The sequence below is a fragment of the Mycobacterium sp. genome (assembly GCF_025965855.1).
In the GTDB taxonomy this organism is placed as follows: Bacteria; Actinomycetota; Actinomycetes; order Mycobacteriales; family Mycobacteriaceae; genus Mycobacterium.
In genome coordinates this window covers 36,180-50,305 of the sequence record NZ_JAOPWB010000174.1, presented here as the reverse complement: position 1 = coordinate 50,305, position 14,126 = coordinate 36,180, and the positions used below count along the sequence as shown (strand labels likewise).

Here is a 14,126-nt window from a genome sequence, read left to right as displayed (position 1 = left end):
CGTGCGGTCGCCAACCCGATACCGCTGTTGCCGCCGGTGATCACGGCGACCTTGCCAGCCAGTCGCACCATCAGTTGATCCTCCAATTTCGTGTTGTGTGCCGGACTGTGCCAGGTCAGTAGTCGGCGGGCTGATTGAATACGATCGCGAGGCTGACGATCTGGCCGTCGCGCACGCTGAAGTAGTTCGTCAGAACAATTTCGTCGGGCAGATTGGTCCGGTCGAACGTGCCGTCGTAGGCCCCACGCACCACGGTGTCGCCGTAATGATCGAGCACCTCGCGCACTTCGATGGTCACCTTCTCGCCGACCATTTCTTTGGCTACCCAGCGGCGGATCGCGTCGATTCCGACGAATTCGCGGTGGTTGTCGTTGACGTAGGCATCTTCGGCGAACGTGGCCACCGTGCGATCGGTGTCCGCGGCGTTGATCGCGTCGATGTGTTCGGCGACGATCCCCGTCAGGTCAGCCTCTTTCATACTCTCGTCTCCCAATTCGTGACTGGCGCGGTGTTGCGCCGGTGATCCCACCGTGCGCGCTGACATCGTGGGCGAGTCAAGGCTCGTTCGGAGCGTGACTCTCCCCCATTGGGAGAGTGCACACTGAGGCCATGAGTTCAGGCGCGCTGTTGTCTATCGGGGACTTCTCCCGTGCGACGCAGTTGAGCGTCAAGATGCTGCGCCACTACCACCAGATCGGGCTGCTCGAGCCGGTTGATGTTGATCGCGCTACCGGCTACCGCCGCTACAGCATCGACCAAATCTCGACGGCACAGATCATTCGCCGCTTCCGGGCTCTGGAAATGCCGCTCGACGAGATCGACACCGTTATGAGCACCACAGACATTCGTCGACGCAACGAATTGATCAATGCGCACCTCATGCGGCTGGAATCCCAACTCGCGCAGACCAAGCGGGCCGTCGAGTCGCTGCGTGAGCTGCTTGAGCCCGGGCCTGTCGCTGAAGGCCGGATAGGTTACCGCAGAGTCGAAGCGACCAAGGCAGTCGCGATCAGCGAGGTGGTCGACGTAAGCGATGCGCTGACCTGGGTCCAGGGGGCTCTGGCCGAGTTGTATGCCACCCTGACTGCTCAAGGCGTGCGCGTCCGCGGGCCGGCTGGGGGCATCTTCGCCGACGAGCTAATCGCCAGCGAACGAGGGCAGGCGACCGTTTTCGTCCCCTTCGGCGGTGACTTCCGACGCACCGGACGCCTCACCGAACTCGTGGTACCAGCCGCCGAATTGGCCACAGTGGTGCACGCCGGCTCGTATCGCGACTTCGACCTGGCCTACGGCGCCCTGGCCACCCACGTCGCCCAACACGCGATCGCCATCGATGGCCCGATTCGCGAATACTTCCTCGTCGGCCCACAAGACACCCGCGACGAAACGGCCTGGCGCACCGAGATTGGCTGGCCGGTCTTTCACACCACAACCGCGTAACCCCGCCCGCGCACCGTCACCTTGCATGCCCCACCGACAGTGCAACCCGGCCACATCCAGACGTCCACGCTCAACCGGGTTCGAGTAAGGACACGAAGGCCTCAAAAAGTGGAGCTAAGGGGTGTCTGGGTTTTTAGCCGTCAGCGGCCCGTCCCCCCGCTTCAGAAGTAGCCTGCCAAGCCCTCGGAGCGCCGGTGAGCGAGTCCCGTTGGTTGGTGGGGTGTCGTCGCTTTCGGTCTCGCAGCTGCTCGGTGAAGTATTGGCTTTTACCCCGGCCTGTGGTTTTGGCCTCGTACATGGCGGTGTCGGCGTCGCGCAGGATCTGCGCGGCGCCGCGCGGGTCGTTGTTTTCGATCACAACGATTCCGATGCTGGCCCCGATGCGGAGTGTCATGCCCTCGATGACGACCGGTTCCGACAGGGTCACGTGGAGTCTGTGGGCGAGTGCGTCGAGGTCGGGGCGGGCGATCTGGCCAATGAGCAGAGCGACGAATTCGTCGCCGCCAAGCCGGGCGACCACGTCGTCGGATCGGACCGCGCGGCAGAGACGTTGCGCCGCGATCTGTAGCAAGTCGTCGCCCGCGTCGTGGCCGAACATATCGTTGATGGTCTTGAGATTGTCCAGATCGATGAACAGGACCGCCGCCAAGACGTGGTGGCCGCCGGATTCGAGCGCTTCGGTAGCCCGGGTGACAACGTACGCGCGGTTGGGCAAGCCGGTCAGCGAGTCGTGTGTGGCCTCGTAGGCAAGCCGTTCGCTGGCGATGCGTTGTGCGGTGATGTCGGTGAGTGAGATGAGCACCGCTGAATGCTGGGGATCGTCCGGGTTGAGCAGGCGATAGCTTGCTGACAGCCATACCCGTTGTCCGTCGAGGCGATCAACGCCGAACACGTAATCACTAATTGGGGTTCCGGTCTGCCGGATCTGGGTGAGCGGATGCCGGTCTGCACCGACGAGGTGGCCGTTGGTGTCGTAGATGGGACAGTCGAAGGCTCTGTTGGCTGGCCGGTTTTCGAGAACCTCAGGCCTTGTGCCAAATATTCGGTCGGCCGCCGGGTTCGCGGATTCAACACGGTCGTCGCTGCCGATGACCGCGACCCCGTAGTCAAGTGTGGTCACCACGGTTTGGAAGTATCGTTCGGCACGGCGCAGGGCGGTCTGGTCCGTACAGACCAGGAGATAGCCGTTGTCCATTGCGGTGGCGGAGACCCGCACGGCCAGAGCCGCTCCATCCGCCGCGTGGTGGGTGCTATGAATGATTCCGCCGCGGGCGATGATCGCGGCGGGGTCCAGAGGGGCGCCGACCGCCTCGCTGAGCAAGAGTGCCAGTGCTCGTGCGGCGGGTCGGCGGTAGATGGTTTCAGCGGCCGGGCTCCAATGGGTGACGACGCCGGCGGACGTGGTGGTGATGATCGCGTCGCTGACGTAGGTGGCCAGCGCCGCCTGGCAGCGCAGCGCCGCCTGGGCGGACGTCTGGGCAGACAGATCGCGGAAGATCACCTGATAGGCGGTTCTACCCTCCCAGACCGTCAGCACCGTCACCGCCTCGACGTCGAAGGTGGTGCCATCTAAGCGCAGCATCACCGCCTCCGAAGGGGGAGATGTGTCCCCCTCGTGCCGCAGGGCAGCTATTCGCGCCAGCATCGCGGGAGCGGAGTCCGGATGGACGAATTCGGTGATCACGTGTCCCACGAGCTGAGCGCAGGACTGTGCGCCGATCCAGCGGACCCCGGCTGGGTTGATATAGACGACGCGGGCGCCGTCATGCACGCAGATGGCGTCGGAGCTGTGGTCCACCAGCCGCCGGTACCGCTGCTCGACAACATCTGCCTGCATCTGCCGACCATCGGGGGCTGGATCCACCACGCCGCCTTCGACCTCGCCGTTGCAGGAGTTGTCGTTCCTCGCGTCCAAACCAGATCCTCCTGGTCGCTGTCGAGCCCATTATGCAACCAAGAATGACGGAGTAATGGATATTTCGGGAATACATACCGAGCGGCGTGATCACCGGTTCGCAAGTGACTTATGGTCATGAATTAGACACAATTCAATACAGGTACGCCAAGCGATCGCTCGTTAACGGGACTATAGTCACCCGTGAGTCACCCGTGTCGGCGTCACAGCGTTGACACGCGCGTTAGCCACCCCGCGTAAAGGGTTGGTCTCTGCGTCCTGCGAACGACGGCGAGCACTTGGATGTTTGAGGAGTCCAACGATGACCGAGACACCACACCAGACCGGGCCGGCATGGGTCGAATTCTCTGATGATGTGCTTGAACCGGTTGAGACCGTGCGCACCGCGGCAATCGAGGCACCGTGCCGCGCGGCCTAGACTTCATCACCTCCATTGCCGCCCAACTGATGGAGGCTAATGCATCCACCGCTACCACTCTGAGCGAACAGGTACTGGCGAGGCTCGTCCACCTGTTCGACGCGGACACCGGCTTCTTACGCCACAACGTCCAAACGATCGGGGCCTCGAAATTGATCGCGGAATGGCCACCGCGACCCAACCGTCCACACGCGGATTTCCTGGCGATTGTCGACTTCACTAGCGCCGACGACGTCTTCGCCCCTTGCGCGCATGGCAAGGAACCGCTTGCGGTTCAGCCTACGGAACCGGTTGTGATTCGGCCGCCGGTCTCGACAAACTACGCTTACAAGGCTTTCCAACGCCAGGTCACGGGAAGGCGCCGCGTCGCGACGCCCTCGATGGCCGCTGCACCGCTGGTTTCAAAGGGGGTGACCACCGGTGTGCTCGGCCTCGTTAACTTTCGTGGCAGGAAGTGGAAGCAGGAAGAGGTGGGCACGCTCGGGGCGGTCGCCACTTTGTTTGCACAGCTCCAGGCCCGCATCGCCGCCGAAGAAGGGCTTCGCTACCTGGCCGAGCATGACGATTTGACCGGTTTGCACAATCGTCGATCGGCTGTTGCGCAACTTTCCGAAAGACTCGCGGCGGGACGCCCCGGACCCGTCGCGGTCCTGTATCTCGACCTCGACCGACTGAAGTCGATCAACGATTACTTCGGCCACGCCGCTGGCGATTTTTACCTCCGGGTATTCGCCGAAAGGCTTCAGGCGAGCATGGGAAGGCTGGGCACGATCGGTCGGATCGGCGGCGACGAGTTCCTGGTCTTTCCGGACCGGGCGATGCTAACTGGGACCGCGGAATCGCTCGCGCACCGGCTTCAGACGACGTTGCGGGGTCCTCTGAAGATCGGCGACGATGTGATCACTCCTTCGGTCAGCATCGGGATGGCGCTGGGCAGGCCCGGACGCGACAACACCGCGGATCTACTCCGCTGTGCCGACGAGGCCGCCCTGACGGCCAAGCGCGCGGGCGGCAACCAGGTCGCAGTGTGCACCAACGACATCTCCCGCAACGTCGCCTTCCGCAACGATATCGAACTCCATCTGCAAGCGGGCATCGACAGCGACGCTCTGCTGCTGCATTACCTGCCCGAAGTCGACTTGCTGACCCGCGCGATCCTGGGGGCCGAGGCGCTGGTCCGTTGGCGGCACCCGACGCGCGGGCTGCTGCTACCGGATTCGTTCATCGGCGTAGCCGAATCGACCAACCTCGCCGCAGACTTGGGCCGATGGGTGATGCGAAGCGCCTGCGCCGAATTGAGCCGATGGCAATCCAACGGGGTGGGACAAGGCGCGATCATGCGCATCAATGTGTCGCCCGTTCAACTGATCACCCGCGGCTTCGTCCGTAGTGTTGCCGACACCATCGAGGAGTTCGGCATCGACAGCGGATCGGTATGCCTCGAAATCACCGAGCGGGCCGTGGTGCACGACATCGAAACCACGCGCAAAACCCTCTCGGAGCTCAAGGAAGTCGGGGTCCAGATTGCCATCGACGACTTCGGCACCGGCTATGCGGTGCTATCGCACCTGAAGTCCCTCCCGGTCGACATGCTCAAGATCGACACCGGGTTCGTCCGCGACTTGGGCACCAACACCGGCGACCTGGCCATCGTTCGCGCCATCATCGGGCTCGCTCAGGCCTTCGGCCTGCAACTGGTCGCCGAAGGCGTTGAGACGCCAGCTGCCGCACAGACTTTGATAGAGCATGGATGTCACCGGGCGCAGGGTTTCCTGTTCTCGCGCCCCGTGGAAGGCGACGCCATGGAGTCACTGCTGTCCAGGCGCCGGGTGCCGATGACATGCTTCGCTAACGACGAGGCGCTGAGCGTGGACGCAATCTAGGGTGGGCAACGATGCCTCGCAGAGTTCATGTTGTCCTGGTCGCGCGTGCGACTGCGGGCTCTACTGGCGCGGGCTCATCGCGATGCTGCGGCCTTGAGGAGATTTAGGGCCGTGACCTGCAGTTTTGTGGTGGAGCTAAGGGGACTCGAACCCCTGACCCCCACACTGCCAGGATCGGGCAACCGCCATGACCAGGCAAGATAGGCCGCAAATGGTCGTGTAGGCGACGTCGCTGGGACAGCAACTGTCGTCACGGTTGTCGTCAAGACTGTCGTCAGGTCGAGAGGTTGCGGCACGTCTCCGCCTCGTCATGCGCCGCGTTGGATGCTCGGCGACAGTCCTCGACGTCGCGGCGAATCTCTTCGAGTTCGCGCTCCAGGGATGTGATGTCCGCCGCGGTCAGGTGCGCGTATGCGGCGATGTCGGTGATGGCCATGCGGTGTCCTCGGGCATCCAGTGGAACGGGCGAGGATCTGGACCCACGAGGCCGAAGACTATGCCGGGCGGTCGACACTCATTGGTCGGACGAAGAGGCGGCAGCACGTAGCAGGCGAGACCCGCGCGACTACGGTGCAGGCGGGATGCGATGCGCCTGCGCCGAGGTGCCCGGGTGGCGGATCGTGTTGTGCCCGAGCTTGCGATTGTGCATGGGTTCGCGCGACGACTTCTGGTGTTCGAGCTGCCGGATCAACTCATGCATGGCTTCGTGAAGAGCGCGCGTGATATCGCGGTTGCCGGCGACGGCCACTAGCGGCGGGAGACCAGGCAAAGTCGTCCGCAACGTGACGCGCTGCTCCTTGCGGCCGCGGTCCTGCAACGAGACTTCCAGGCTGATGTCAGGCGGGTCCCACCGGCCCAGATGCGGCCCGAGCGTAGCCAACGCCTCCAGCACGCGCGGACGTTCCTTGGCGACGAATCCCGCACCCATGTGCAGCACGTACTCGCCGAGCGGATTATGCGTTCTGTCGCTGGACCTTCTCATGCTGCTGATGGTGACCTCATCTCGGGTGATCTGATTGCTGAACGATCGTGGCCAGCAACTGCGGAAGTGGTGCGGTGGCGATGCCGATGGCGCCGTCGGCGATCCCGTAGGGGATCACCAGGGTGTCGGCGTGAACGAGCGCGCCGCAAGAATAGACGACGTTGGGCACGTAACCGTTCTGTTCGTCGTGGGCGGGACTGAGCAGTGGGCGTCGTAGCCGACCGAGCACCCGGGTCGGATCGTCGAGGTCAAGCAGAATCGCGCCGATGCTATACGTTCGCATGGGACCGACGCCGTGGGTGAGCACCAGCCACCCTGCGTCGGTTTCGATTGGCGGGCCGCAATTTCCGAGTTGCAGCGCTTCCCATGCCTCGGCCGGCTGCTGGCAGGGCGATGCGCTCGTCCAGACCGCCAGATGGTCGGCGAAGGCGACGGTGTTGGTCTCGCGGTCCGATCGCGACATTGCGGCGTAGCGACCGTGTATTCGTCGGGGGAACAAGGCCAAACCCTTGTTGGCCGCGGCCTTCCCGACGAGCGGCCCGGAGGTGAAGGACTGGAAATCCTTGGTCTTCAGCAGTTGTTGGCTGATGTGGGATCCGCTGTAGGCCGTGTAGGTGGCGTAGTAGGCGACCGAGCCGTCGTCGTCGACGAAGCGGACGAAGCGGGCGTCCTCCATGCCGACCTGCTCGGCCTCCATCGACGGCCACAGCACTCGCTCGGAAACCGATACCTCGCTGGGGAATTCGACGGCATAAAACCGCGCGGCGATCGTGCGGATCAGGGCGACCGAGCGCTCCCCGTGTCCGCGGGTGCTCAGGTGGGCCCGGAGATCGTCGAGTCGCGCGTCGAGGTCGGATCGCGTGAAGCGGTCGCCGAGCGCGTTGAAGACGTAGTTCGCGGCCTCGCCGGCATTGCCGATGCGGCCGAGTTCGCCGCGGAACACCGCGGCGTCGAGCAGCGCGCCCGACACGCTTCCGGTGGTGGCGAAGCGGGCCGGCTCGTCGATCGCGGCCCGACCCGCGGCGTCGATGACACCGGTGCGGAACCCGACGGACGAGCGGTGCCCTTCCCCGATCCCGCGCACGCTCATCACGAATCGCAGGCTGCCTGCCGCCGTGCCGGTCTGGTTGGGGTGGGCCACAATGCTGGGGTTGCACAGCGCCGCCCCCTCGATGGCGTACTCGCTGGTAAAGGTCGCTCCCAGCAACAGCATTCGCTCATCGGAGAGGTGGATATCGGGATCCAGGCGGTCGGCGAGCTCGTGGGCGTGCCGACGGAACGTGCCCACCAGGTCACGGTGGCGTCCGTCGAAGCGGATGACGACGTCGTCCAGGGACGACCGAACGTCGTCGTCGGTCAGTGCGAGGATGCGCCTGAGCACCACACCCGCTCGGGACTCCTGAAGCTCGAAGCCCTCCTGGCCGGGCACGAAGAGCCGGGTGATCACCCGCGCCGGATTGGCCACGATCCGGTGGGGGTCGCGGGTGACGAGCCCGGTGCGCATCAAAGTCATTGTGGGACCAGCGAAAAGCGCTGCGCGTGCTGCAGGGTGGAGATCACCGCAAGGGTCGATTCGGCGCCCTGGTTGAGGTTGACGCACTCGGCGGACAACCCGTCGAAACCACCACCGGTATCCGTGTCCCACATGAGCAACCCGGAGTCGTTGGCGCCCTGGAACCAGGCGGCGGACGACCGGACCCCATCCGGCCAGATCGCCCGCGGATCGGCAGCTGCGGCGCGTGCACAGGCGTCGGCGAGGGTGGCCACCTCGATCGGCTGCTGGTCGAAGGCGGGCCGGCTGTCCTGCGGTCCCCGGCCGCCCGCGGGGGTGGGCGACATGTGGCCGTCAATCGTTTCGTAGTCGAGCAACCACTCCAGCAGGTCCAGGCCCCGCTGTTTCAGGTCCGGGTCCTCCAGCGCGACGCCGGCAGCGATCATCGCCTCGGGGAGAATCGCATTCGCGTAGGTGAGCCTTGGCTCGGGCCATGGCCAGTCGGGCTTCGTCTCGGGTCTCGCGACGGTGGCGGCGTAGTCGGCGAGGAGTCGCAGGGCCGCGGAATTACCCGGCTCGAAGCTGAGGAGTTCGGCGGCGCCGACGGCGGCGAACGCCATCGCCCGTGGCCACGGTGACCTGGCCTTGGCAGCGCGCTCGAACTGAATCACGGCCAGTCGCCGGACTAGGCTGACGCCGCTGTGGGCGGCGGCGGTCCCGAGCCCCCAGATGCAGCGGCCCCAGTGGTCGTCCGTGGTGGGCTGGTCGGTCCAATGTCCGGCGTGGTCCATCCGGTTGCGGCAGGAGCCGTTGTAGGACTGGGCGTCGTTCAAGAACTGCAGGGCCTTGCCGGCGAGGCCCTTTACGGCACCCGGTGCGTCGGGCTCGCGGGTGGTGACGACGAGCACCCTGGCCATGTCGTCAGTGCAATACCCGTGCTCACGGCGGGGCTCGCTCATGCACGCGTGCTCGAAGGTGGCGCGATGGTCCGTCATTCGCAACAGGTGCGCGAACCCCTGGGTGGGCGCGGCGCCGGTCACGTCAGTGCCGATTGCGTGACCAGCAGCCCTTGCGCCACGCCGACGTACGCGTTGGCGACGACGGGCCAGGCAATCGTCGGGGCCAGCCCGCGCGCTTCGGTGGCCATCGAGTCGGCGACGAGCGGATCGGTCAACAGCTGGTGCAGCGCTGCGACCAGTGCGTCGGGATCCTCGTGAGCGACGACGGTGCCCGCGCCGCTGCTGAGGAGCTCGACCGCGTGGGGGAAAGCGGTGGCGACGATCGGGCGGCCACTCGCAAGAGAATCGACCAGCACACCGGAGGTGACCTGGTCCTTCGAGTCGTAGGGCAGGACGACGACGGTAGCCGTCTGGATGAGCGCGGTGAGCTCTTCGGGGGTGCGGTACACGGCGTCGAAGGACACCGAATCGGCGACGCCGACGCGTTTCGCCTGCGCGACAAGTGCTTCGCGATACCTTTCCCCCTGCGCGGCGAGGACCTTGGGGTGAGTGCGGCCGGCGATGATGTACCGCGGCGGGTTGGGCAGGCTCTTGAGCGACGCCATGGCGTCGATGACCCGCTCGATGCCCTTGCCCGGTCCCAGCAGGCCCCAGGTCAAGATGGTCGGCCGGTCGGGATGCTGCACGCCGTTCGTGCTGGGGAGTGCCGCGCCGTGCGGGATGGTGATGACCTTGTGGCGGTCGACGGAGAAGCCCGCACACAGGCGTTGGCCGGCCACCTCCGACATCACGATCACTTGATCGGCCAATGCCATCACCGATTCGAGCACCGAAAGCTGGTGTGGTGTCGGATGTTTGAGAACCGTGTGAACGACAACGATCGACGGGACGCGCAATCCGGCCATGATCTGGACGACTTCGTCTCCGTCGGGACCGCCATAGATGCCGTACTCATGCTGGATGACGGCGACATCGCTCTGGTTGAGGAGCTCGGAGGTTGCCGCTACGGACGAAGCCGAGCCGTTGACGAGCTCGCCGACGACGTTGGGCTCCTCGGAGACGTCACCGTCGGCGATGCGCACGACATCGACGTCGGCGCCTCTGGCTGTCAGTCCGTCTGCCAGGGCCGCGCTAAAGGTCGCCAGGCCGCATGGTGTCGGCGAGTAGGTGCCGAGGATGCCAAAGCTCGGCATGTACGAAAAGTGTTGCATCCCAAAGGGAGCAATCAATAGCTGAAACAACGATGGAACATTCAAAATTATCCCGACTGAGCGGTAAAACTAACGATGTGTCCGGCGTGAGCGGATGCTCGGGCAGATCAGCGTCAGAAGCTGAGCCATTCCGGATCGGCTGAGAGTACCAACACCCCTGACGCTACACCCTCACCGGCCGAAAGGCGTGGTCGTGGGTGCGCTGAGGTCGAAGAAGCGTTTGTCGGGCGGGCTTCAAAAGCGGAGCGCGTCTGCAGTGAGACGACACTTCTCAAACCAGCGATCCAAGCAGCTCCGATAAAATTAATCTCTCTCGGTCGCCATTGTTGGCTTGATACCAGTGATGAAAGTTGTCGCCACTTCGCCAGGACGCGTGTTCCTGAGGCGTTTGTCGGGGTTGGCCGGGCTTGTGCGATGATCCGTCCGTTTGGCGAGCTAACGGCTCGGAAGTGGCTAGTCGCCGGGTGGTGTTTCGAGAATTGCGTCGAAGTGCCGTTTGTACTGGTGGAGCTGATAGGAGCTTACTCGAATAAGGTAATGCTAAGAGAGAAGTACGCTGACCTGCGGAAACTCATTCAAGAATCGGCCCCACGTCCACCCCTGTTACGCCCGTCACATCGCTCCAAGCGCTTCCTGAGCGCCACTGATGTCGCGGACATCGCCAAGAAGTACGAATCCGGCAACACCACCCAGCAGATCGCCGCTAACTACGGCATCTCCAAGACCCGCGTCGCGAGTGTGCTGCGCGAGCAGGACATCACCATTCGCCGTCAAGGCCTAACCGAAGACCAAGTCACTGAAGCTGCCAGGCATTACGCGGCAGGTAAATCACTTGCCTGGCTTGCCGCCCAATACGACGTCTCCCATACGACGGTCGCTGCTGCGTTGCGGGAACAAGGGGTCCAACTCCGGCAGCGCCCAGGATGGCGCTAGTCCTCGCTTTTCCATGGCGTGCCCCAATATCGCTCTCCGTGCCGCCCAACGACCCAGCACCGCTCGCGTCGCTGACGCGAGCGCATTCGTGATCGGTTAGCCCTTTGGAGGGTTCTTGTCGCGGCTGCGCGGGTAGGTGTTGCGCTCGCCGATCGTGCCGTCGAGCTTCTTGATGATGTGCTCGACGCCGCGGTCAATCGCCATGTCACGGCCGACCGCCTCAGCTTCGGCTTTGGTCTGCGCCGTGTTCGATGCCTTCTGACCACCCTCGACCCGGTTCTTCCAGGCTCCGCCTTCGTGATACGTCTCGATGTCACCCTTGGCCATCACGCCTCCTTGTATCGCTCCTACAAAACACGGTAAACCTGGGGTCCGACATATTCCGGACACGTCGACCGAGTCCGTCTCCATGCGTCAAGCCCAACTTGTTACAGGCGAGACCCGCCGCCACTTCTGAATAGTCGGCCGATCACGGTGGGACGATGAACGCCGTGAAGAAAATCTCGGCGCAGGCTTACGAGGCGCTCCGAGATGCGCTGCCCACCATCACCTGGAACAAAAGGCCGTTCGAGTCGTTCCTACGCGCCGCCCTGCGTGATCGCCCGGAACTGCTGGCTGGGTTGGACTTCACGGTGTCAAAGCGGGATCAACCGCGACGTCGTTGAACGCGCCCGGTCGGAAAGCAATAGGGGCAGTGACGGATCCGCTGAGTATTTTTGCCGGTAAGCCTCGTCGACAGCAGCGATCGAGACAGAGTCCCTATCCAGGATGAGGCTGACCTTGTACTGCACACCCTCGGCGTCGACGTACGCCTGCGAGCCAGTGGCGTGGCGGTACCAGAACCCGTTCTTCCCGAACCCGGATCGGACATACAAGTCGTCGCCGACTCGTACGACCCAGACCGGAGTCCAGCGGTTGTATCCGCCACCCGTACGTTCGCTGCTGATACGGATTTCCTCCCGATCGCCAATTTCGCTGAGAATTTGGGGTTTCCAGCCAACTGTCATATCTGCTTCCTTCATTGCGTAGCGTTGTGCCGGACCAACGCGAACGGTGTCACTGGCACCGTCACCACTTAACTGGGGTGCGACGTGTCAGGCGATTTCACAGTGCCCTGACCCGACGACTCCGCCGAGCCAGCCGCTCCGGGTTGATCGTTCCAGCCGGCCGCACGTACGATGTCGAACCACGTCACTGCCGGTGTCGTCGGGTAATAGAGCTGATGCAGGTGACCGGGCAAGGTCAACGAAGGCCCTTTTGCCGGGTTGTCTTCGACTTGACGTGCAATGAGTTCGGCCAGTGCATAGCCGATGTCATAGCGTGGCCACTCCGCATGAACAGCGTCAGCGAAACCCGTTGGAAGTAATTGTCTTTCAGCGCCGACGATGTCCGCTGCGATGCCCATCTGGGCGACGGCGTGGACGGCGCCAAACCTGTGCGCGAGGCCGATGCTCGTGTGCAGCGCGATCGCCTGCCAGACCGTGGTGACCCGCGCTTCCTGCACCCCTTCGCCGCTCAGAAAGCGCACCGCGGCGTCGGCCCCATCGACTTCAAACCGCTGGTCGCCATTCGCGTAGTCGGTGACACCGAGGTCGTGCAGCACGCAGCTCAGGTAAACGAGTTCGTCGTCGTAGTCGACATCGGGGTATAGCCCCTTGGCTGCGGCGAGCTCACGGGCGAACAGGAAACTACGCACGCTGTGATGCGCAACGGGTACCGGCGAGACATCGAACAAGAACTGTCTTGCTGCGCAGGCTATATCGGAATCTGGAAGGGCCAGCCGACTCGACATGGTTCAACAGTGCCGGAACAGAGCATTGCACACCAGTGGCCAGATAGCCGGGAACCGCTAAGATCTAGCCACGATGATCGTCGCTGTGCTGGCGCTGGACCAGGTCATGGGTTTCGAATTGATGATTCCCGGCCAGGTGTTCGGCATGGCCAACCTTGCAGCAGCGGAGGCTGGTGCTATTGGCGCCAACGCCCAGGGTGTGCCCCGATACGAGATACGGGTGTGCGGGGAACGCCCCACGATCAGCACGACCGCTGAGTGGGGCCAGGTCGAGATCCGCACTTCCTCCGGTTTGGACGCATTGGCGGAAGCAGACCTGGTGGTGGTGCCGGGGTCGCATCGATTCATGGAGGAGCCAGGCCGGCGCGCACTGGTCGCGCTTCAATCCGCCGCCGATAACGGCGTCAGAATCGCATCGATGTGCGTCGGCGCGTTCACGCTGGCTGCCGCCGGACTGCTGGACGGCAGACGGGCCACCACACATTGGCGGTTTGCCGAGGAATTGGCCCGACGGTATCCCGATATCGACGTCGACCCCAGCGTGCTGTTCGTCGACGAGGGCCCCGTCTTGACGTCGGCAGGAGTCGCCTCGGGGGTGGACTTGTGTCTGCACCTGATCCGCCAGCACCACGGCCCAGACCTGGCGGGGCAAACTGCGCGACGGGTAGTGGTACCTGCGTGGCGGGACGGGGGTCAGGCGCAGTACATCGAGCACGCCGGACCCGTCGACGCCGACCATCCGCTGCAACCGACGATCGTGTGGATGGAGGACAACGCACTCGCCGAGCTCGACCTGCAGGCCATCGCGAATCATGCGTCAGTGAGTGTACGAACGCTCAACCGCCAATTCCGAGAGCATTTCGGCACCACACCGATGGAATTGCTGGCAAGGTTACGCGTGGACCGCGCGCGACGGCTGCTGGAGTCCACTGGACTGACCATCGATCGCGTCGCCGAGCAGTCCGGGTTCGGCTCCTACGCCTCGCTGCGCTTTCACTTCCAACGCACTGTCGGAGTGTCGCCCCAGCGATACCGACAGAGCTACGCCGCCGGGCACTGACGAGATGACGGACTGCCGATCTCCGATGGCCAGATCTTGTC

The 14,126-nt window shown here is 64.0% G+C and carries 15 protein-coding genes; 5 read left to right on the top strand and 10 right to left on the bottom strand.

Features of this window, described 5'->3' with window-relative positions; translation table 11 throughout:
- Window positions 1–115 precede the first annotated feature (115 nt).
- Window positions 116–478 carry a nuclear transport factor 2 family protein gene (locus tag JWP83_RS14345; protein ID WP_297730939.1) on the bottom strand — a complete coding sequence of 121 codons (363 nt, stop codon included), beginning with the start codon at window positions 476–478 and terminating at the stop codon, window positions 116–118.
- A 131-nt stretch (window positions 479–609) separates the two neighbouring features.
- Here JWP83_RS14345 and JWP83_RS14340 point away from each other — a divergent pair, with 131 nt between their 5' ends.
- Window positions 610–1,440, top strand: a complete 831-nt coding sequence (locus tag JWP83_RS14340; protein WP_297730937.1) for a MerR family transcriptional regulator — start codon at window positions 610–612, stop codon at window positions 1,438–1,440.
- Window positions 1,441–1,573: 133 nt separating this feature from the next.
- Here JWP83_RS14340 and JWP83_RS14335 read toward each other — a convergent pair whose 3' ends face one another.
- Window positions 1,574–3,355, bottom strand: coding sequence for a diguanylate cyclase (locus JWP83_RS14335; RefSeq protein WP_297730935.1), 1,782 nt, complete (start codon window positions 3,353–3,355; stop codon window positions 1,574–1,576).
- A gap of 402 nt (window positions 3,356–3,757) precedes the next feature.
- Between JWP83_RS14335 and JWP83_RS14330 the strand changes: the two genes are divergently transcribed.
- Complete coding sequence (locus tag JWP83_RS14330; protein WP_297730933.1) at window positions 3,758–5,656, top strand: bifunctional diguanylate cyclase/phosphodiesterase; 1,899 nt, start codon at window positions 3,758–3,760, stop codon at window positions 5,654–5,656.
- Between the two features lie 274 nt (window positions 5,657–5,930).
- On the opposite strand, the gene JWP83_RS14325 is transcribed toward JWP83_RS14330, so the two are convergent.
- The 5 genes from JWP83_RS14325 to JWP83_RS14305 form a co-directional block, all read right to left on the bottom strand.
- Complete coding sequence (locus JWP83_RS14325; protein ID WP_297730952.1) at window positions 5,931–6,092, bottom strand: hypothetical protein; 162 nt, start codon at window positions 6,090–6,092, stop codon at window positions 5,931–5,933.
- 129 nt (window positions 6,093–6,221) lie between these two features.
- A complete protein-coding gene (locus tag JWP83_RS14320; RefSeq protein ID WP_297730930.1) occupies window positions 6,222–6,638 on the bottom strand; it encodes a hypothetical protein in 417 nt (138 codons plus the stop codon).
- 16 nt (window positions 6,639–6,654) lie between these two features.
- Window positions 6,655–8,142 carry a glycoside hydrolase family 130 protein gene (locus JWP83_RS14315; protein ID WP_297730928.1) on the bottom strand — a complete coding sequence of 496 codons (1,488 nt, stop codon included), beginning with the start codon at window positions 8,140–8,142 and terminating at the stop codon, window positions 6,655–6,657.
- A 5-nt stretch (window positions 8,143–8,147) separates the two neighbouring features.
- A complete protein-coding gene (locus tag JWP83_RS14310; RefSeq protein WP_297730926.1) occupies window positions 8,148–9,089 on the bottom strand; it encodes a glycosyltransferase in 942 nt (313 codons plus the stop codon).
- Between the two features lie 77 nt (window positions 9,090–9,166).
- Window positions 9,167–10,282, bottom strand: coding sequence for a glycosyltransferase (locus tag JWP83_RS14305; protein ID WP_297730924.1), 1,116 nt, complete (start codon window positions 10,280–10,282; stop codon window positions 9,167–9,169).
- A 555-nt stretch (window positions 10,283–10,837) separates the two neighbouring features.
- Between JWP83_RS14305 and JWP83_RS14300 the strand changes: the two genes are divergently transcribed.
- The gene (locus JWP83_RS14300) at window positions 10,838–11,233 is read left to right on the top strand and encodes a hypothetical protein (protein WP_297730922.1); all 396 of its coding nucleotides are present in this window, start codon (window positions 10,838–10,840) and stop codon (window positions 11,231–11,233) included.
- A 96-nt stretch (window positions 11,234–11,329) separates the two neighbouring features.
- On the opposite strand, the gene JWP83_RS14295 is transcribed toward JWP83_RS14300, so the two are convergent.
- Complete coding sequence (locus JWP83_RS14295; protein WP_297730920.1) at window positions 11,330–11,560, bottom strand: DUF2188 domain-containing protein; 231 nt, start codon at window positions 11,558–11,560, stop codon at window positions 11,330–11,332.
- Between the two features lie 155 nt (window positions 11,561–11,715).
- On the opposite strand from JWP83_RS14295, the gene JWP83_RS14290 reads away from it, so the two are divergent.
- Complete coding sequence (locus JWP83_RS14290; protein ID WP_297730918.1) at window positions 11,716–11,898, top strand: hypothetical protein; 183 nt, start codon at window positions 11,716–11,718, stop codon at window positions 11,896–11,898.
- On the opposite strand, the gene JWP83_RS14285 is transcribed toward JWP83_RS14290, so the two are convergent.
- Entirely contained in the window at window positions 11,869–12,255 is a 387-nt protein-coding gene (locus JWP83_RS14285; protein WP_297730916.1) for a DUF2255 family protein, read from the bottom strand. The two genes, JWP83_RS14290 and JWP83_RS14285, sit on opposite strands and share 30 nt — an antisense overlap.
- A gap of 53 nt (window positions 12,256–12,308) precedes the next feature.
- Complete coding sequence (locus tag JWP83_RS14280) at window positions 12,309–13,025, bottom strand: HD domain-containing protein (protein WP_297730914.1); 717 nt, start codon at window positions 13,023–13,025, stop codon at window positions 12,309–12,311.
- Window positions 13,026–13,098: 73 nt separating this feature from the next.
- Here JWP83_RS14280 and JWP83_RS14275 point away from each other — a divergent pair, with 73 nt between their 5' ends.
- The gene (locus JWP83_RS14275) at window positions 13,099–14,085 is read left to right on the top strand and encodes a GlxA family transcriptional regulator (protein ID WP_297730912.1); all 987 of its coding nucleotides are present in this window, start codon (window positions 13,099–13,101) and stop codon (window positions 14,083–14,085) included.
- Window positions 14,086–14,126: the final 41 nt, after the last annotated feature.